Here is an 18743-nt window from a genome sequence, read left to right as displayed (position 1 = left end):
CTGCTTTCTCTTTGAAAAATATGAAGGAGTTAGGCAGGCAGCTCAATGCCCAGTTCGCGCATTTTCGCCATCTTGTATCTCAGGGTTCTGGCACTGATCCCCAGCTTCTCGGCCACCTGTTTACGGCTGCCGTTACACTGACTCAGCGTCTCCAGAATAATGACATGCTCCTGCGCCTGCAGTTCCCGTCCAAGACTGTCTGCTGAAACGTCCTGGCTCATAGGTTGCTCAACAGGCGTACTCATGGCCATGGGCACATCCTGCAGATCCAGAATAATATCGTCGGCAACCACCCTGCCGCCCTGTGCCAGGATCAAGGCTCTTTGCATCACGTTATCCAGTTCCCGCACGTTCCCCGGCCAGCGATGGGCAAGCAACTTATGTCTGGCGTCATCATCCAGTATTGGGGGATGAGTCATTCCCTGTTGCTGACTGTGACGTCCCAGCAGATGCTCAGCCAAAGGCAGAATATCCTTTGGACGCTCGCACAGTGCAGGCCAGGCCAGCGGAAACACATTGATTCGGTAATAAAGGTCTTCGCGGAATCCGCCTTCTACAGCCATCTGCTTGAGGTCCCGGTTGGATGTAGCCAGTACTCTGACATTCAGCTTGATAGTCTTGCGACCACCCAGTCTTTCCACTTCTCTTTCTTGCAGCACCCGTAGCAGCTTGGCCTGCAGCCCCAAATCCATCTCGGAGATCTCGTCCAGCAGCAAAGTGCCGCCCTGGGCTTGCTCAAACTTACCGGGACAGGCCTGATAGGCACCGGTAAAGGCCCCTTTCTCATAACCGAACAAAGTGGCTTCCAGCATATTCTCAGGGATGGCTGCGCAGTTGATAGCAACAAAAGGTTCATCCTGTCGGTTGCTGTGTCTGTGGATATACTGGGCCATCACCTCTTTACCACTGCCGCTTGGGCCAGTAATCATCACTGAAGCGTCGGAAGTCGCAACACGCTGAGCCAGAGCCAGCAACGCATGACTGCGTTCATCGGCGACCACAGGGTCATTGCCCGGCGCTTTTGTCGGCAGATAACGACTGACCTGATTCAGCAGTACCTCCGGCGCAAATGGCTTGGCCAGGTAATCCACGGCTCCCAGTTTAATAGCATTGACCGCGTTATTGACCGTGGCATACGCCGTCATCAGCAACACAGGGATCTTGGGATAATTCTGCTGCAGAAAATTCAGCAGCCCCATGCCATCGACCCCCGGCATCTGAACATCAGTAATCACCATATCCACAGTATTGGATTTGAGCGCAATAATGGCCTCTTCACCGTCACAGCAGGTAATACACTCATACTGTCCCAGCATCAGCGTATCCTGCAGTGCTTCGCGCAATGAGTGGTCGTCTTCAACCAACAGTATTTTTGCCTGTACCATCAGATTGCCTCCGGTTGTTTTTCAGCTGCCTGGCTGTGCTGACACAAAGGCAGGGTCACAGTGGCTATGCAACCTTTGCCGGGCTGGCAACTCAGCTGCAGTTGGCCACCATGATTACGGATAACCGATTGCACGACGGCCAGACCAAGTCCGGTTCCCTGCGCCTTGGTGGTAAAGAAAGGTTCCAGTACCTGTTGCTGTAACTTGGTATCCAGTCCCTTGCCGTTGTCTATCACCTGCAATACAAGACTGCCACCTTGCTCCCGGGTGACCAGAGCAACCTGTGACGCCCCCGCTTCCAGACTATTCATCACCAAATTGCCAATGGCACTGGCAAGGGCATTGCTGTTGCCAAGGACCATACCCTCACTGTGTTCATCACGGCTAATGACCGCCGACTGACGTTTGGCGATCGGCTCACAGTTGGCCATCACAGCATCCAATACTGTCTGTAACTGCAGGCTTTCCGCCATACCATCCTGACGGCCTTTGGCCATCAGCAGCATGTCGTTAACCTGACGCTCAAGATCATTGAGCCTGTCCACCAGCTTTTGCTGGAAACGGTTTCTGGAGTCCGGCTGCAGCGTGGCACTGCCAAGATTGGAGGCATACAGAAGTGCAGCAGATAAAGGAGTGCGGATTTGATGCGCCAGCGTGGCAACCATTTTGCCCAGCGCTGACAACCGCTGAAGGTGAGACAGGTTTTTTTGCAACAGGCGGGTTTCAGTCAGATCAGTCAATACAATCAGCTGACCAGGCTCTGGGTCCAGAGGCGTCATCGCCAGTTTGACCCGACGACCATTTCGCAGCGATACCTCATGACCATCATCATCTTGAGGCGCAAAAGAGCGCTTGATGATATTCAGCCAGCGCTCTCCTTCCAGGGGCTCCCCCAGAAGCTCCACCGCAACCGGGTTGGCCTCATACACAACACCGTCGCCATTAAGCAGGATCACTCCTGAAGGCATGGCCTGCAGAATATGCTCCATGCGGGAGGACATATTGGCCGCCTCCTGCATGGGGATCCACTGCTTTCCCGTGTGCTCTATGGTAGTAAACGAAGCCAAAGAGTTCGCTGACATAAAAAACCCCGTCAAAAAAACGTTTCTGACGGGGTTTATGCATTCACTATGCCAACAAAAGACTTACTTTTAAGCTAGTGTTATTTATGGGTTTTAATCTTTACCCATACCGTATTTACGCATCTTCTCGACCAGAGTCGTACGGCGAATACCCAGCATTTCAGCAGCCCGGGCAACCACATTGTCCTGCTGCTCCAGTGCCTGACGTATCATATCGATTTCAAGCTCGGCCAGCAGATCTTTGAGGTTAACACCTTCAGGAGGCAGCTCACTGGGGAAGCGGGAATCAGGAATTTCTACCGGCTCCTCGTCACTAAAGATAGACGCCAGCGCATCACGCTCCATCTGCTCTTCGCTGACTTCAACACAGTATTCAGGCACATCGATATGACGATACTTCACCGGCAGGTCGTTGACATCTACCAGGCCGCCCGGATAAAGGATGGTCAGGCGTTCAACCAGGTTGGAAAGCTCACGCACGTTACCCGTCCAGCTGTGTTCTTTCAGGGAATCAATAGCGCGCTGGGTAAAACGCACCTTACCACGGCCTTCGTTATATACCCGGCTGACCAGCTCCTGCAGCAACAGCGGGATATCCTCTGCACGTTCGCTCAGTGATGGCATTTCTACCGGGAACACGTTCAGACGATAGAAGAGATCCTCACGGAACTCATTCCCCTCGATCATCTTTTCAAGATCTCTGTGAGTCGCAGCGACTACCCGTACATCCGCTTTCAATGTCCTGGTGCCACCGACCCGCTCATATACCCGTTCCTGCAACACTCGCAGCAACTTAACCTGCATCTGCAGCGGCATATCTCCGATCTCATCGAGGAACAGGGTACCGCCTTCAGCCAGTTCAAAACGGCCTTTTCGGGAGCTGATAGCCCCGGTAAAAGAGCCCTTTTCATGACCGAACAGCTCACTTTCCAGTAGTTCAGGCGGGATTGCACCACAGTTCACCGGAATAAAGGGGCCATCACGTCGCGTAGACAGGTAGTGGATATTACGGGCCACCACCTCTTTACCAGTACCTGACTGTCCCAGCACCAGCACTGTCGCATCAGAGCCAGCAACCTGATTAATCAGATGACGGACCCGGGCAATGCCTTCGCTTCGACCAACCAGGCTACGGAACAGCTTGGTTTGGTTACCGCTGGTAGGCACTTCAAGGCGTTTGGCCTGACCGAAGACCTGACAGAAATGAAGGAGCTCAGTGAGCTGGGGATAATTGAAAGGTTCTTCAATGGTGCCCAGCATGTTACCGGCAAGCGCGCCGTCTACTGAGCCCAGCAGCAACATAGGTTGCCAGGGAAATTTTGCCGAGATGGATTTCGCATCATCAAAGGAAACATTATCCAGCGAGATGATAAGGGCCCGAAAACGAGTCGCATCCAGCTTGGCCGATAGTTCATCCATGGACAGGTGTTCAACCTGCTCGCCCAAAAACTCAAAGATACAGTTCAGGCGGGTTAACCGCTCTGACGGCTTTGAGACAATTAAGATTTGTTGTTCTGTTTGCATCATTCAGTAGGCCGTAAAGCTCAGTTATCGGGTTTGTGGCATTTATTCTAGATGTTAGTTGCTCAGACACCCTGTTTTGGTGGGGCACAGCTTTCTGTTCTGAGTATTTTACCAAGGGCATATTCTAATATCGATGCCCCGGACGCAAGTTTCTGTGCACTCTATTTGCTCGGTAACCTAATGATAGTTCAATTCAAGCCTGCGAATGCGACAATAACGTCAAATAACCGTCAAACGTCAAAAAGGCGCATAGATGCGCCTTACTGGTCGATTTCCCTGGTCACACAGCTTCACTGTGGGAAGTCATATGGTGTTGATCTTCCGGGATAGCGTCCCAACCTTCTTTGATGTTACGCAAGATTTCCATAACATCGTCGATGGCTTGAACATCATTGTTCAAATTAGCCTCGGAGATACGGCGGAGCATAAAGTTGTATAACTCACTGAGATTATCAGAAATCTCACCACCTTCTTCCATATTCAGACTGTTATTCAAACCATTGATAATCCCGACAGCTTTGCCAATCAAAATACCCTTATTGGCGAAATCCTGCTGTTCAATGGCGTAACGGCTCTGCGCCAGTCGTTCCAGCGCCCCGGCGAACATCATCTGAATAATCCTGTGGGGCGATGCAACGGCAATTTCACTTTCCAGCGAAACCTTTCGATATGACTGCAGCGATCCTCTCATAACTCACCTACCTATTTGCATCTATCGCTTTGTAAACATTAACCTGACGTTTGCTCTTACTCCCGAGATGCAACAGGGCCTGACGATGGGCTCTCATCTCTGTCGACTGACGGGTAAAGCTTTCAGTTAATGCCAATTGCTGTTGCAAATAGGCTTTATCTGTAAAACTCTCGTCGGCCAACAAGGTATTGAGTAAAAGTTGACGCTTGCCTACTAAAGCAAGCAAATCTGATACCAAGTTGTCGACAGTTTCATCTTCAGCGGGTAAAGCTGTAAGTTTGCCGAGCAACTCAGTCAGCTGAGTATTCAATTCATCCAACGCCTGCATCATCACATCCTTAGCCGATTACGCCGGGCAGAGAGTTCAGTCTGTCCGCCAGTCCGGCACTCTGCTGGTTAAGCTGAGCAACCACCAGATCCATAGCATTGAACTGCTTAAGTAGCCGTGCTTCCAACAGTTCCATTTTTCGAGCAAAGGCTTCTCTCTGATCATCCAGCCTTTGCTGCTCAGAAGTGTATGAATTCTTACGACTGTCAATCACACCACCGGCTTTGACATAGCTTTCTACCGTGGTGTCCAGTCGATTTGCCAAACCTGTGGTTTCTGTGGAAAACAGACTCTCCAGTTTGCTCATATCATTCTCGACGGCATCAGACAGCTTACTGCTGTCTACCGACATTTTGCCGTACCTGTCCACCGAAATGCCGATGTCGTAAAGGGCAATTGTCGAGCCGTTGCCATCATCAACGCGCTCACTGATGGTATTTCTGAGCTGAGACTCCAACGAACGGATCATAGAGTCGCCCTGCAAAGCAGCGGCCTCTTTCTTGTCGGCGTCGTAGGAAGAAAGCTTGTCGATGGAGCTGATAAGGTCGTTGTAAGCTGTCACAAACGCATTGACGTTTGCTGTCACAGCTTCGTTATCCTGTGCAATGGTCAGGGTGCTGGTTTCATTGAGGTCGGCATCGGTCAATGTCAAAGACACACCTGAAATCGCCCCCTGCACCTCATTGGACTGAGAAGTGAGTTTCTGGCCGTCAATATAAATAATGGAGTCTTTGGCGTCCTGAATAGTCTCCAGGTTGCCAGTGCCAAACATATCGTTAAGACCAGTTCCCGTGGTATCGGTCGCCGTCACATTGACAGCACTGTCTGTGCCAGTTTCCTGGGAGCTGAATACCAATCGGCTGCCGGCATCACTTTTCACTACAGCAGCTGTAATACCTACATTGTCTGCGGCGCTGTTGACTTTGGAGGCAATGGCGGCCAAATCATCACCACTGGCGATATCCACGCTAAAGCTCTCGCCATTGACGGTAAAGGCAAGGCTGCCCTCACCCACTCCGGCAGTAGCATCGGCTACATTGGTGCCACCAACTTTATTGGCCTGCGCCAGCTGCTCAACAATAATGTTATAGCTGCCAGGTTGAGCTGATTTGGTCGCTTCAGCAGTGAAAAAACTGCTGTCACCAGTGGACACAGATCTTTGGTTAAGACTGTCTCCATCTTTCAGCTTTTCAAGCGCATCCTGGAAGGTGGACAATTTACTTTTCAGGGTGCCTATCGCCGACACCTTTGACTCAATGGTTTGTTCGGTTTTGTCGAAAATGGCTTCCTTTGGCACCTTTTCCGCATCAACCAATACCTGCACAATGCCGGTAATATCCAACCCTGAACCTATACCTGTTGCCGTCAGACCCATAACAACCTCTGAAAAGTGGAAGACGTAAGCTTTATGCCTCCGTCTTCATCAAAAGTCCTGTGACTTCAGTCAGTTTTGCCGCAAGCTCCAACGCTTCTTCGCTGGGAATTTGACGCAAAACCTCCCCTGACTCCACATCCAAAACACTCACCACACTGGTGCCCGAACTGTCGTCCACTCGAAAGGCCAGGCCTTTACGCATCATGGACATCATATCTGACATATTAGTTGCCAAATCCTCAAGCTGCTTCTCGGTGGGCTGCTCTTTCGCATTCTCTTTTTTGGCACTTTCTTCCACTGCATTGATCGTGCCACGTGGGTCCAGTTCAGGTTGCATTTGGTGCGACTGTTTGACCTGAATCCCACTTGCATCCTGCTTAGCGAGAGTTGATGTCGTTGCTGTTTGAATATCCATAGCGATTTCTCACCTCAACTAGCTATCTTAATGTGCTTTAACTTCAAAGCACGAAGGGAGATCCGTCACCGAATCTCCCTCCAAACCTCAGATTTTCGGTGCTTTCCTCAACCTTAGAGGAGGGAGAGCGCAATCTGTGGCAGCTGATTGGCCTGAGCCAACATGGCCGAACCTGTCTGTTGCAGCACCTGGTTCTTGGTCATGGTGGAGGTTTCTTTCGCAAAATCCACATCCACAATACGGCTCTTGGCATCTGCAACGTTGGCCTGAGTATTGGCACTGTTACTGATGTTGTGGCTCAGACGATTCTGAATCGCACCCAGTTTTGCGCGCTGGGTATCAATGGTGTTAATCGCCGCATCAATCCTGCCAATTGCAGAGTCACGACCCGCAGAGGTAGTTACTGTCAGGGCATTGACTGATAGTGAGCCGGCGTTACTTTCACCTACAGAGATAGCAACGTCTTCTCCGTCCTGGTGGCCTACCTGGAACAGCTTACCGGCAGAAAAATCACCGTCCAGCAGCTTGGTGTTACCGAAAGCGGTGGTGTCACCAATCGCAGTGATCTCTGTAGCCAGCTGAGTAATCTCATCCTGCAGGGCCTGTAAGTCAGCAGTGCTGTTGGCACCGTTTTCCGACTGAACTGCCAGGTCACGCATACGTTGCAGCATGTTAGTTTGCTCCTGCATCGCACCTTCAGAAATCTGTGCAATGGAGATAGCGTCGTTTGCGTTACGCATACCAACTTCAAGACCACGTACCTGACTGTTGAGTCGGTTGGAGATCGCCAGACCGGCGGCGTCATCCTTGGCACTGTTAATCCGCAGACCACTGGACAGACGCTCCATGGAGGTAGCCAGATGGCTGTTTGACATGGTCAGGTTCTTTTGCGCCTTCAGTGAGGTCACGTTCGTGTTAACTGTAATCGCCATAATCCTATCCTCTTGAATAACCTGGCTTGGAAACATGCCTGTCTTTCATGTCAAGCCAGGCGGGTCTTTCTCGTTACAGTCACTTTAACGGCACCAATTGGATGAACTTTAGCCTTTTTTTAAAAATTTACCCCTAACGGAATATTCACACATAAACCAATGATTTGTATAACAAAAAAGCACCGGCGGAATTCACTTCCACCGGTGCAGCTTATTTTATTTACCAATTTATCCCAGCAAAGACAGGGCGATCTGTGGCAACTGGTTGGCCTGAGCCAACATGGCAGAACCTGTTTGTTGCAGCACCTGATTCTTGGTCATAGTGGAAGTTTCTTTGGCAAAGTCGACATCCACAATCCGGCTTTTCGCATCGGCAACGTTGGCCTGAGTGTTGGCACTGTTACTGATGTTGTGGGACAGACGGTTTTGCACCGCACCCAACTTCGCACGCTGGGTATCAATTCTGTTGATCGCATCATCAATACGACCAATGGCAGAGTCACGTCCGGCAGATGTCATTACCGTGATGGCGTTAACTGACAAGCTGCTGGCGTTATTGGTGTTCACTGAGATAGTCACATCTTCGCCATCCTGGTGACCCACCTGGAAAAGCTTGCCTGCTGAGAAACCACCTGTCATCAGCTTGGTATTACCGAAGGCAGTACTGTTACCAATTGCAGTAATCTCTGACTTCAGCTGATTGATCTCATCCAACAGTGCCTGCAAGTCATCAGTACTGTTTGCACCGTTCTCCGCCTGGATTGCCAGGTCACGCATACGCTGCAGCATGTTGGTCTGCTCCTGCATCGCACCCTCGGCAATCTGTGCGATAGAGATAGCATCGTTGGCGTTACGCATGCCCACTTCCAGACCACGAACCTGAGAGTTCAGACGGTTGGAGATCGCCAGACCTGCCGCATCGTCTCTTGCACTGTTAATCCGCAGACCACTGGACAGACGCTCCATAGACGTTGACAGGTGGCTGCTGGACATATTCAGATTCTTTTGAGCCTTCATGGACGTTACGTTTGTATTAACAGTAATAGCCATTTTCAGTTCCTCTTCCTAGTTGTAACGCCAAGGCTTGGAGCTTGGCTAATCTTCAAACTAAATTCGCTTTGCACTTGGTCAGCTAAATCTCTAGAGATAATCAAACAGAGATAAATTACTGACTCTGCCAAACACACTCGACACCGCATTCAAAGCCAACTGCTGCTTTTCAAACTCGGTAATGGCCGAGGCGTAATCCAGGTCTTCCAGCAGAGAAAGAGCGCCGGTATTGGCCAACTTCTCTTCCTCGTGCCTGGAGGCATAACTGTCAAAGCTCTTTAGACTGTTACCAGTCTCGCCTCTGGCAATACTGATCTGGTTAAGACCGCTATCAGTGTTATTCAAAAGCTGTGCCAACTGTGCCTTGCCGGCCGGAGTATTAATATCTTCTGTTTCCAGCAGCGCGATCGCATCGGCGAAATTATTCAGCAGATTGATCTCTGGCTCAGGCGTCAAAGTCAGGCTATCTCCGGCTTTCGGGGTGCCGCTGAGCTTGACCTCAATACCATTGAAACTCACGGGATTAGCGGCATCGAAGTTATTTACAGTAGTCACAAGGCCGTTACCGGGGTCCCTGACCTCCAGATTCACGCCACCCGCGCCGTTATCGATAAAGTTGAAGGTATAGTCCTGCTCCACATGGGTAGCCGGATTGGTGATTTTGGCGCTTTTCACCTCGAATTCACCTGTCTGTCCAGCCAAATAATTGACGGAATAATCACCAAGTGCATTAGGAAAAACAAAGGCTTGGTCACCAGGAATATTGGTTGCCACCACCACGCCATTCGCCACTGCAGCGTCGCGCCTGCCGTCGTCTCCGGCGTACAGGTATTCGCCGTTTACATCAGTTTCAAAAGGCAGGGTGTCGGTTTTGTATCCGGCAAACAGATAATTGCCGGTTTCATCCTTGGTATTGGCAAGATTCAGCAGCTCTTCCAGGGTGTCACGCATCTCATCGGCAATCATTTGCCGCTCTGACTGACTCAAGCTGCCGTTAACGGCATTGAGGATCTGATCCCGCATCGACATGGACATCTCTTCAGCCGCGCCCAACTTGGTTTCGGCCAAAGACAGTCTGTGGGTGGCATAGTCAATGTTGCGCATATACTGATCCACCAGCGCATTTTGCTGATTCAGATTATCTATGCCGTTGGCCGCTACAGGATCGTCGGCAGAAGTGTTCACTTTTTTGCCGCTGGAAAGCTGCTCGAGTACACCGGCGGCAGAACTTTGCTGCTTCAGAATGCTGTTAATGTTCTGGTTGAACATTTGAGTCGTTGAAATACGCATAACCTAATCTCCTACCGCGCCGAGGTGATAAGACTGTCGAAAATCTGCTGAGATACCGTCATGATCCTGGCAGCAGCCTGATAAGACTGTTGAAAGCGCATCAGATTGGCGGCTTCTTCGTCGAGGTTGACGCCAGATGTACTCTCTACCCTGGCCTGTGCCTGCAGGTAAACGGCTTCCGCTGCTTCCATACTCACTTCGGCAGACTTGGTTTTATGTCCCACATTCTGCTTGGTGGTTTCATACACATCGGCAAAGCTGGACTTACCGCCATTCATCAACTTGGCTTCATTCAACTTGGCCATCTGCAGTGCATTACTGTTGTCACCGGGCTTGATTGACAAATCGAAGGTAAAGCTTTCAGTTGTCGCACCATTGGCAGTCACTTCGAAGGTAAAGCCGAATGCACTGATGGAAGGTGGTGTGTAAGCCGTTGGGCCACCAACCGCATTGCCATCAGCGTCATACACCTGGTATTGATTGGTGGCGGTGTTGATTTCAAAAGTCAGCTCACTGCCGGTCACCGGGAAATTGGCCGCACCGCGATTGTCTATGCTGGTGATCTGCACCTCGACATCACCGGCATTATTCTCATCGGCGCTGACGCCTGTGCCCGCTGCTATACCTTTAGGGTCGGTCATTTCGACTTTTAACCCGGACGCGGCACCGGCAGTGGGACGAATAATGAACTCATCACCATCTGCCAGGGCACCGGAATCAATATTGATGATAAAGCCGTCACCACCGGTCAATGTGGTTCCACTTAGAGTCAAATTCTGAACATTACCGGTGCGAGAGTCCTTCAGTTCATAGGTTGAAGGCGCGGTGAAGCTAAGCTCATATTGAGTGCCATTAAGCGCGGCGGTATCGGTTATCTCTACTGATAACGCGGCCGTACCTGCGTTATCAGACACAGCACCTACCCTTCCGAAACTGGCCACAGGATCATTGATATCGTTGAAGATGTTGCTGCCAACTTCACCGTTGAGATCCAGTCCCTGCTTCTGCATTTCATTGAATGCATCGGCCACACCCAGCGCCAGCTGGCCAATCTCATGCATTGATGGCAACAGAGTCTCATCCCGATATTGGAACAGAGCGCCGAGTTCGCCACCGACCTTGGTGCCATCAATGGCCACCGGATTGCCACCTACCTCGACAGCCAACTTAGGCTCCTGTGGGAATGGGTCACCATCCTGCAGGCTGACGGTCATCACCTCCTGACCGGACACCAACATGGCTGAGCCGCCCAGCATGACGCTCTTTACTCCGCCTTCCTGAGGAATGACATTAATCTGAACGTAACCGCTGAGCTCTTTAAGCAGTCTGTCCTGCTCATCCAGCAGCTGCATATTGTCTTCACCTGTCTTAAGCAGTTCACCGTTCAGGTGAGCCAACTCGGTGGAGATTTCATTAATGCGCTTGGTCACACCTTCTATCTGGTCATTGGTGTACTGCATCTGACCATCCAGTCCTGACTGGATCTGATTAATGGCATTGGCCAGCTGACCGGCAGAGTTGAGCACCCCACCACGGATCCCCAGGTCATCGGGCTGATCCACCAGATTCCCCAGATCGCTGAAGAGATCATTCAGGCCCTGAGGCACAGCTTTGCCTATCTGAGAAAACAGGGCGTCCAGTTCGGTCAACTTGGTATGACTGGTTTCGGCGTGGCTCAGGGTAGATTGGCCCAGTCTCAGTTCACGGGATGCAAACTCGTTATAGATACGCTTTACATCACTGACATAGGTACCCGTGCCATAAAAATTGCCGCCAATCTGCTGAGGTAACAGGGCAGACTGCTGAGCCACCTGACGGTGATACCCTTCAGTGTTGACGTTAGTGATATTGTTACTGGTCACACCCAGTTGTGACTGGGAGGCCAATACCCCTGTGCGGGCAATATTCAGTAAATCTACACCCATCTAGTTATCCTCCGGACGCCTTGTTACCGGCAATCCCGGCAACACCGGACGCCACTTGTTCAACTACTCTGCCCATTACGCCAATCACTTTGTCCGCATAAGCCGGGTCAGTTGCGTAACCCGCCTGCTGCAGCGCTTTGATAAATTGATTTGGATCTGAGGCCACAGCACGGGCATCACTGTACCTATCGCTGCTACTGATAAAGTTCACAAAGTCTTCAAAGCTGCTTGCCAATGAATCGTAAACACGGAAGTCAGCCTGCTGACGCACAGCAACTCCCTGTTCAAACTCCAGGGTAGACACTCTGGCGCGCTCACCATCCCAGCGCTTGTCAGCTTTAATATTGAATAGGTTGTTGCTGGGGCTGCCATCACCACGGCGCACCATTTTCTGGCCCCACCCGGTTTCCAGAGCGGCCTGAGCCAATAACACTTCCGGCTCGGTGCCCAGCTTATCGGCGGCTTGTTGCGCCAAAGGATGCAAGGCGCTGACAAACTCCTCTGGGGAGGCAAAGCGTACCGCTTCCTCTCCGGCTTGCCGCGACGGCAAAGATTTGCCACTGATCACTTCATCCAGCTTTTCGTTCAGTGGCTTAAGCTGTGTTTGTGATTGAGCCGGTAACGACTCCAGTGTTGAAGCTGACTGAGATACAACCGGACCATTGAAGCCACCTCTGAGTACACTGGCCGGCATAATGCCCGACTCAACCGGAGACAACTGCTGCACCATAAGGTCTGCCAGACCCAGTGCGCCCTGAGCGCCGAGCTCGACCGACATCTGCTGGTCACGCATCTGCTCATAAAACTGGGTGTATTGGGTATTGAAAGGACTGTCTGATTTAAAGGCTTCGTTGGCATCCCGCATGCTTTGCATCAGCATTTGTACGAAGATACCTTCGAATTGCTGCGCCACTTCCCTGAGGGCTGCCTTGTCATCCTGTTGTGCCCGGGCCCTGAGATTATCCAGGGCACCGAGGTCAAGATATTGTGCCGAATTTGAAAGCTTATCCATGGCCAGTGCCGGAAATCAGATGATGATAAGCTCACCATGCAAAGCGCCTGCCACTTTCAAAGCTTCTAAAATTGCCAGTACATCGGAAGGCGCAGCGCCCACCAGGTTAACCGCTCTGACCAGCTCATCCAGCGTGGTTCCGGGGTTAAACAGGAACATGCGGCGGTTGTTTTCTTCCACACCTATGGTGCTTTCAGGTGTCACCACAGTATCGCCGCCCCCCAGAGGGTTCCCCTGAGACACATTGAGTGATTCAGCAATAGTCACCGTCATGCCACCATGGGTGACCGCCGCTGGCAACAATCTGACGTTCTCGCCAACCACTATGGTGCCGGTACGTGAATTCACTATCACCTTGGCGGCTTCTTCAGCCAGATCCACCTGAATATTTTCCAGCGTTGCCAGGAATGACACCCGCTGAGAAGGATCTCTTGGCGCATTTACCTGAATAGAAGAAGCATCCAGCGCTCTGGCCATTTCAGGCCCCAGTAAGCTATTGATTGCAGTCGCCATATTTCTGGCGGTGGTGAAATCAGCTCTATGCAGATTAAAGGTCAGAAAGTCGCCACTGGCAAAAGGATTGGGCACGCTGCGCTCAACAATCGCGCCATTGGGAATACGACCCACGGTCGGTGTGTTCTGAATAACCTGAGAGCCATCCTGACCTTCAGCACTGAAACCACTGACCACCATACTGCCCTGGGCAATAGCATACACATTGCCATCAACCCCTTTCAGAAAGGTCTGCAGCAGAGTGCCACCACGCAGGCTCTTGGCCTCACCCAAGCTGGATACGGTGACATCCAACGTCTGACCCGGCTTGATAAAGGCAGGCATATCCGCATTCACTGCCACCACAGCCACGTTTTTCACCTTGGGCCTGAAGTTGTCCGGCAGATTGATGCCGAAGTTCTTCAGCATGGTTTTGAAGGTCTGTTCGGTATACCGGGTTTTCTCGCCGGTTCCGGGCAAGCCCACCACCAGACCGTAACCAATCAGTTGGTTCGAACGCACCCCCTGAATATTGGCGATATCTTTAATTCGCTGGGCGTCCGCCGGCAAAGAAAGCAGCATCAGGGCGGCAGCGATCAGAGTGGTAAATTTCATCCTGAGCCTCCTTAGAATGGCCACCAGTCACTGAAGAAGAACTGGTTCAGCCAGCCCACCTTCTGGGCTTCAGCAAAGGTGCCGGAACCGCTGTACTGAATACGGGCATTGGCCACCCGGGTTGATTCTATGGTGTTGTCGGGACGGATATCCTGAGAACGTACCAGCCCGGTCAGACGGATAAACTCTTCACCATTGTTGATGGTTATCCACTTCTCGCCACGGATCACCAGATTGCCGTTGCTCAGCACCTGCATCACGTTGGCAGAGATACTGCCCGACAGGCTGTTACTCTGATCTGCGGCAGATTCACGACTGGTATTCATGCTGTCTTTGTAGGCCAAATCAATCGGCACACCTTTAATGGTGATATTGCCGCCACCCGCCTGAATGGGGTCCAGCGTTATGTCTGAACCTTTACTGATGTCATTGTTGGCGCTTTTACTGGCCTGGGTAGATTCGCTCAATACCACGGTAATAATGTCGCCCACTTTGTGTGCGCGAATGTCCGAGTACATGCTGGCGGCCTGACTGTCCTGATAAATGGACCCCGTCACCTGCACCTTGGTCGCAGGTTGGTCCGGATAGACAGGCGCATAGTAAGGGTCATCCGGTATTGGCTTGTGGGAGGTGCTGGCACACCCCACCGTCAGCATCAAAGTACAGGCAACAACTGAGAGCCTAATCATAATTACCGCCTTACAGCTGCTGATTCACATAGCTGAGCATCTGGTCCACCGCAGAGATAACCTTGGAGTTCATCTCATAAATGCGCTGGCTTTCAATCAGGTTCACCAACTCTTCGGTGACATTCACGTTGGACGTTTCCAGCGCCCCCTGACGAATCGAACCCAATCCATCCAGAGAAGCTGTCCCCTGAATAGGTGCACCGCTGGCACCGGTTTCCAGATACATATTCTGGCCGATAGGGTCCAGACCGGATGGATTGATAAAGTCAGACACGCTGAACTGACCCACCACCTGATTCTCAGCATTACCCGGTGTCTTTACCGACACTTCGCCTTCGGCAGAAACCGTAATGGCAATGGCATCTTCAGGAATAGTGATCGGAGGCTGAACCACATAGCCGGCACCCGGCGTCACAATCTGACCTGTATCATCCAGGGTAAACTGGCCGTTACGGGTATAGGCGGTAGTCCCGTCAGGCAAGCCGATTTCGAAAAATCCCGGGCCTTCGATCATCACATCCAGAGAGTTGTCTGTGGTCAGCATATTGCCCTGAGTAAACATCTTCTGGGTGGCGACCACCTTGGTACCAGCGCCAATATTCAGACCATTGGGCAGTTTGGTATTGGCAGCACTGACACCACCTGCCTGATTGACAGTTTGGTACAGGAGATCTTCAAACACAGCGCGGGTTTTCTTGTAACCCACAGTGCTGGCGTTGGCCACATTGTTGGAAATCACCGAGATGTCGGTCTGTTGGGCATCTAAGCCTGTCTTACTTATCCATAGTGCGGGATGCATAATACTTTCTCCTGCTTAACCAATGCGCATCAACCCGGCCGAAGCGCGGTCATTTTCTTCAGCGGTTTTCATCATCTTCACCTGCATTTCAAACTGTCTTTGCAGGTCGATCATGGCCACCATTTCATGTACGGCATTAACGTTACTGCCCTCTACGGCACCACTTAAGATGCTGACAGTCGGGTCGGCCGCGGCGGGTTCACCATTAATTTGACGGAACAGGCCGTCCTGGCCCCGCATCAAGTTTTCATTGCCCGGATTCACCATCTTTATCTGGGCGACCTCTTCAATAACTTCGGCGGTTGCCCCCTGGGGACGCACTGAAATAATGCCGTCTTTGGAGATCTCAACCTTCTCAATAGGCAGCGGCAGCACAATCGGACCGGCATCGCCCATAACAGGGTTACCTCTGTCATTGCGCAGCAAGCCTGTGGCGTCAAAACTCAGGCTGCCAGAGCGCGTATAAGCCTCGCCGCCGTCTTCGGCCTGCACCGCAAACCAGCCATCGCCGTCTATGGCGATGTCCATGTCCCGGCCGGTGGTCTTGATAGAACCGTCAGAAAAGTCAGCCAGCGGGTTCTCCGTCATGGCGAAGACTCTGGTGGGTAAGCCTTCACCGAAAGCCTGCATGCTGCGGGCCTGCTCGATATCAGCCTTGAACCCATCGGTATTGGCGTTGGCAAGATTGTTCGCCCTGACCGCCAGCGAATGCATGTTCTGCTTGGCGCCTGTCATCGCGACATAAAGAAACTTGTCCATTGGCCACTCCGTCAAAGAATTTACTTAACCTAGGGTTGAGCAATCTTTGTGCCAATGATTTAAGGGAGGTAAGCGATTGAAACTGGGGAAGGAAAATCGAAAGAGAAAGATAAGCGGCAGCCATTTGCCGCAATGCGGCAAATGGCTGTTTACAACGTTAACGAATTATCGGATCTGCAGTATGGTCTGTTGCAGGGTGTTGTTCACTTCCAGAGTACGCGAGTTGGCCTGGAAGTTACGCTGGGCAGAAATCAAATCCACCAGCTCTGTGGTCAGGTCCACGTTGGACTGCTCCAGAGCCGAAGAACGGATATCACCAAAGGTACCACTGGCAGCTTCACCGGCCAGCGCCTGCCCGGATGCCAGACTTTCTTTCCAGGAGGTATTACCCACCTGAGTCAGACCCTGCTCGTTGGCAAATCGCGCCAGTGCCACCCGGGCCAGCGGTACAGTTGCACCGTTACTGTAAGAGGCAGTAATCAACCCATCAGTGCCAACTTCAACATTGGTCAGACGGCCCACAGTGGTACCATCCTGTGTCAGAGCCGTGACTTCAAATGGCGATGCGTATTGAGTCGGGGCGTTGAAGTTGATAGTTAACGCCTGAGTACCATCAGCACCTGCGCCCAGGGCTCCTGCACCATTGATACCCAACTCTTCAGTGGTTATCACAGCCGGATCTGAGCCGGTGAAGGTACCGGTGTCGTTAAAGCTCAATACCGCGCCAGTCCAGCCACCCACATCAGCGGTACCAGTTGCATCCGGGGTACCATCACCATTGGTATCAGTCTGGTAACTACCGGCGGCACCGGACATATTTACCGGCACACCGTCCACGGCCTGGAACGATACCCAATGGCTTTCACCTGTATATGCCGCGTTTTCTGGGCGAATAAAGTAGGTGGTCAATACATGAGGCTCACCCAGAGAATCGTAGAAAGTCAGCGAGGTGGAGTTGTTAAAGGTATCCGGATCATCAGGGTCAAAGTCGGCCAGCACCTTGGTAGGTTCACCGGCATTCAGGTTCATCTGCAAGCCAACCTGCTCAGTCTTCTGTGGGCTGCCCGCGGTATCAGGGATCTGTACTGAACTTGTGGTCGACAAACTCACAGAGGTGGAGTTGCCGTCTTTATCTACCGGGAAAGTCTGCAGGAAGTTACCGGCAGCATCGGTCAGATAGTTATTGGCATCAATCTTAAAGGCACCGGCACGGGTGTAAGAGTAATCCTGGTTACCTGAACCGGCAGAGGTGATAAAGAAGCCACCGCCACTGATTGCCATATCCAAAGCATTGCTGGTGAACTGCAAGCTGCCCTGATGGAACTGCTGTGCCACCTGAGTCGTGGTGACACCGCCGCCCACCGCTGTCCCCGCGTTGGAGAAGATGGAGTTGGCATACACATCGGCAAACTCAGCACGGGACTCTTTAAAGCCGACTGTACCTACGTTGGCGATATTGTTGGCCGTGGTATTCAGGTCTTTTTGCGAAGCCGCAATACCACTCAATGCAATGTTAAAAGACATAATTCACCTCTATTAATTCAGATGGAGGCGAACACGCGCCTCACGTACTGCGTGCATCAGCTTTCCGCTACCGCCAATACATCCGATAATTTCACGCCGCCAATCCCTTTAAGATTGAGGACAGCCCCCGTGGTCGCACTACCCAATGACACACTGGTAACGTGGGCATAGGTTGAGACCGCCAGTTCCTGGGATTCACCATCAACCCGTCCACTGGCCTTAAAGCTATAGTTACCTTCCGGGACCGGCTCGCCTTTGCTGTTGAGGCCATCCCAGGTGAAATCGATATTGCCGCCTGCGCTGCCATCAACCTTGAAGGTGGTAACCAGCTGGCCCTTGTCATCTTCAACCCGGACAGTGATCTCTTCTATCTGCTCTGGCGCAGTGACGACGGCTTTAACCTCCTGCTCTTCAGCACTGACATGGCCGGTACCTGATGGGATGAGTACCTTCTGTCCCACCAGACCAGAAGCCTGCAACGCCTGGCTGGAAGTCATGGTGCTGTTGAGGTTGAGGATCTCTTCGTTCAGCTTGGCGATACCATCCACGGTGGAGAATGAGGCCATCTGAGCGATCATCTGGTCGTTCTCAACCGGCTTGAATGGATCCTGCATAGACAGCTGCTGCGACAGCAGAGCAAAAAAGTCTTCCTGGGTCAGCTCCTGACCCTTTTGCTCAGGTACAGCCTGCTCAGTCTGCAAACGCATTGGGTCCAGTACCGGACTCTCGTTGCTGACCTGGTTACTCCCGGTGCCGGCATTGTTACTCTGCACCTGGGATGGGCTGCTTTGTTTACTCAGGGGTGATGCCGCACCGCTGAGGGGATTAATGAGGCTCAAGACTTACCTCCTGCTCT

Annotated in this window: 18 protein-coding genes; all 18 read right to left on the bottom strand. The window is 51.8% G+C overall.

Annotation, left to right across the window (positions count from 1 at the left end; genetic code table 11):
- Positions 1-29: 29 nt before the first annotated feature.
- The 18 genes from ACFOE0_RS22020 to flgD all read right to left on the bottom strand — a co-directional run bounded on the left by ACFOE0_RS22020 (position 30) and on the right by flgD (position 18726).
- Positions 30-1385 (bottom strand): sigma-54-dependent transcriptional regulator, encoded by a 1356-nt coding sequence (locus ACFOE0_RS22020; protein ID WP_248934674.1) that lies wholly within the window; start codon positions 1383-1385, stop codon positions 30-32.
- Positions 1385-2467: a sensor histidine kinase gene (locus tag ACFOE0_RS22015; RefSeq protein ID WP_248934673.1), complete on the bottom strand. Its 1083-nt coding sequence runs from the start codon at positions 2465-2467 to the stop codon at positions 1385-1387. The genes ACFOE0_RS22020 and ACFOE0_RS22015 overlap by 1 nt, the downstream gene beginning before the upstream one ends.
- 93 nt (positions 2468-2560) lie before the next feature.
- Entirely contained in the window at positions 2561-3994 is a 1434-nt protein-coding gene (locus ACFOE0_RS22010; RefSeq protein WP_248934672.1) for a sigma-54 dependent transcriptional regulator, read from the bottom strand.
- Between the two features lie 277 nt (positions 3995-4271).
- A complete protein-coding gene (gene fliS, locus ACFOE0_RS22005) occupies positions 4272-4682 on the bottom strand; it encodes a flagellar export chaperone FliS (protein ID WP_248934671.1) in 411 nt (136 codons plus the stop codon).
- Between the two features lie 7 nt (positions 4683-4689).
- Complete coding sequence (locus tag ACFOE0_RS22000; RefSeq protein WP_380712758.1) at positions 4690-5013, bottom strand: flagella biosynthesis chaperone for FliD, FliT; 324 nt, start codon at positions 5011-5013, stop codon at positions 4690-4692.
- A gap of 7 nt (positions 5014-5020) precedes the next feature.
- Positions 5021-6385, bottom strand: coding sequence for a flagellar filament capping protein FliD (gene fliD / locus ACFOE0_RS21995; protein WP_248934669.1), 1365 nt, complete (start codon positions 6383-6385; stop codon positions 5021-5023).
- Positions 6386-6416: 31 nt separating this feature from the next.
- On the bottom strand, positions 6417-6800 hold the full coding sequence (locus tag ACFOE0_RS21990; protein WP_248934668.1) for a flagellar protein FlaG: 384 nt from the start codon (positions 6798-6800) through the stop codon (positions 6417-6419).
- Between the two features lie 113 nt (positions 6801-6913).
- Positions 6914-7732 carry a flagellin N-terminal helical domain-containing protein gene (locus tag ACFOE0_RS21985; RefSeq protein WP_248934667.1) on the bottom strand — a complete coding sequence of 273 codons (819 nt, stop codon included), beginning with the start codon at positions 7730-7732 and terminating at the stop codon, positions 6914-6916.
- Positions 7733-7960: 228 nt separating this feature from the next.
- Entirely contained in the window at positions 7961-8782 is an 822-nt protein-coding gene (locus tag ACFOE0_RS21980) for a flagellin N-terminal helical domain-containing protein (protein ID WP_248934666.1), read from the bottom strand.
- A 90-nt stretch (positions 8783-8872) separates the two neighbouring features.
- Positions 8873-10072, bottom strand: coding sequence for a flagellar hook-associated protein FlgL (gene flgL / locus ACFOE0_RS21975; RefSeq protein ID WP_248934665.1), 1200 nt, complete (start codon positions 10070-10072; stop codon positions 8873-8875).
- Between the two features lie 11 nt (positions 10073-10083).
- Positions 10084-11997 carry a flagellar hook-associated protein FlgK gene (flgK, locus tag ACFOE0_RS21970; RefSeq protein WP_248934664.1) on the bottom strand — a complete coding sequence of 638 codons (1914 nt, stop codon included), beginning with the start codon at positions 11995-11997 and terminating at the stop codon, positions 10084-10086.
- 4 nt (positions 11998-12001) lie between these two features.
- Positions 12002-13009, bottom strand: coding sequence for a flagellar assembly peptidoglycan hydrolase FlgJ (gene flgJ, locus ACFOE0_RS21965; RefSeq protein WP_248934663.1), 1008 nt, complete (start codon positions 13007-13009; stop codon positions 12002-12004).
- A 15-nt stretch (positions 13010-13024) separates the two neighbouring features.
- Positions 13025-14116, bottom strand: a complete 1092-nt coding sequence (locus ACFOE0_RS21960; protein ID WP_248934662.1) for a flagellar basal body P-ring protein FlgI — start codon at positions 14114-14116, stop codon at positions 13025-13027.
- Positions 14117-14127: 11 nt separating this feature from the next.
- Positions 14128-14805: a flagellar basal body L-ring protein FlgH gene (gene flgH, locus ACFOE0_RS21955; protein ID WP_248934661.1), complete on the bottom strand. Its 678-nt coding sequence runs from the start codon at positions 14803-14805 to the stop codon at positions 14128-14130.
- Positions 14806-14815: 10 nt separating this feature from the next.
- Positions 14816-15604: a flagellar basal-body rod protein FlgG gene (gene flgG, locus ACFOE0_RS21950; RefSeq protein ID WP_115134963.1), complete on the bottom strand. Its 789-nt coding sequence runs from the start codon at positions 15602-15604 to the stop codon at positions 14816-14818.
- Positions 15605-15619: 15 nt separating this feature from the next.
- Complete coding sequence (flgF, locus tag ACFOE0_RS21945; protein WP_248934660.1) at positions 15620-16363, bottom strand: flagellar basal-body rod protein FlgF; 744 nt, start codon at positions 16361-16363, stop codon at positions 15620-15622.
- A 165-nt stretch (positions 16364-16528) separates the two neighbouring features.
- Positions 16529-17887, bottom strand: a complete 1359-nt coding sequence (flgE, locus tag ACFOE0_RS21940; protein ID WP_248934659.1) for a flagellar hook protein FlgE — start codon at positions 17885-17887, stop codon at positions 16529-16531.
- Between the two features lie 56 nt (positions 17888-17943).
- The gene (gene flgD, locus ACFOE0_RS21935; RefSeq protein WP_248934658.1) at positions 17944-18726 is read right to left on the bottom strand and encodes a flagellar hook assembly protein FlgD; all 783 of its coding nucleotides are present in this window, start codon (positions 18724-18726) and stop codon (positions 17944-17946) included.
- Between the last annotated feature and the right edge of the window lie 17 nt (positions 18727-18743).

Source organism: Shewanella submarina, assembly GCF_042646185.1.
GTDB lineage: Bacteria > Pseudomonadota > Gammaproteobacteria > Enterobacterales > Shewanellaceae > Shewanella > Shewanella corallii.
The sequence above is the reverse complement of the archived record's forward strand: the minus strand, read 5'-3'. Positions and strand labels throughout refer to the sequence as shown.

What these genes read in the sequence shown, in the direction of transcription:
- ACFOE0_RS22010 (WP_248934672.1), bottom strand. Translation starts at nt 3,994, where the DNA reads ATGATGCAAACAGAACAACAAATCTTAATTGTCTCAAAGCCGTCAGAG.
- ACFOE0_RS22000 (WP_380712758.1), bottom strand. Translation starts at nt 5,013, where the DNA reads ATGATGCAGGCGTTGGATGAATTGAATACTCAGCTGACTGAGTTGCTC.
- flgJ (WP_248934663.1), bottom strand. Translation starts at nt 13,009, where the DNA reads ATGGATAAGCTTTCAAATTCGGCACAATATCTTGACCTCGGTGCCCTG.
- ACFOE0_RS22020 (WP_248934674.1), bottom strand. Translation starts at nt 1,385, where the DNA reads ATGGTACAGGCAAAAATACTGTTGGTTGAAGACGACCACTCATTGCGC.
- ACFOE0_RS22015 (WP_248934673.1), bottom strand. Translation starts at nt 2,467, where the DNA reads ATGTCAGCGAACTCTTTGGCTTCGTTTACTACCATAGAGCACACGGGA.
- ACFOE0_RS21980 (WP_248934666.1), bottom strand. Translation starts at nt 8,782, where the DNA reads ATGGCTATTACTGTTAATACAAACGTAACGTCCATGAAGGCTCAAAAG.
- flgH (WP_248934661.1), bottom strand. Translation starts at nt 14,805, where the DNA reads ATGATTAGGCTCTCAGTTGTTGCCTGTACTTTGATGCTGACGGTGGGG.
- fliS (WP_248934671.1), bottom strand. Translation starts at nt 4,682, where the DNA reads ATGAGAGGATCGCTGCAGTCATATCGAAAGGTTTCGCTGGAAAGTGAA.
- flgG (WP_115134963.1), bottom strand. Translation starts at nt 15,604, where the DNA reads ATGCATCCCGCACTATGGATAAGTAAGACAGGCTTAGATGCCCAACAG.
- flgK (WP_248934664.1), bottom strand. Translation starts at nt 11,997, where the DNA reads ATGGGTGTAGATTTACTGAATATTGCCCGCACAGGGGTATTGGCCTCC.
- flgL (WP_248934665.1), bottom strand. Translation starts at nt 10,072, where the DNA reads ATGCGTATTTCAACGACTCAAATGTTCAACCAGAACATTAACAGCATT.
- flgE (WP_248934659.1), bottom strand. Translation starts at nt 17,887, where the DNA reads ATGTCTTTTAACATTGCATTGAGTGGTATTGCGGCTTCGCAAAAAGAC.
- fliD (WP_248934669.1), bottom strand. Translation starts at nt 6,385, where the DNA reads ATGGGTCTGACGGCAACAGGTATAGGTTCAGGGTTGGATATTACCGGC.
- ACFOE0_RS21990 (WP_248934668.1), bottom strand. Translation starts at nt 6,800, where the DNA reads ATGGATATTCAAACAGCAACGACATCAACTCTCGCTAAGCAGGATGCA.
- flgF (WP_248934660.1), bottom strand. Translation starts at nt 16,363, where the DNA reads ATGGACAAGTTTCTTTATGTCGCGATGACAGGCGCCAAGCAGAACATG.
- ACFOE0_RS21985 (WP_248934667.1), bottom strand. Translation starts at nt 7,732, where the DNA reads ATGGCGATTACAGTTAACACGAACGTGACCTCACTGAAGGCGCAAAAG.
- ACFOE0_RS21960 (WP_248934662.1), bottom strand. Translation starts at nt 14,116, where the DNA reads ATGAAATTTACCACTCTGATCGCTGCCGCCCTGATGCTGCTTTCTTTG.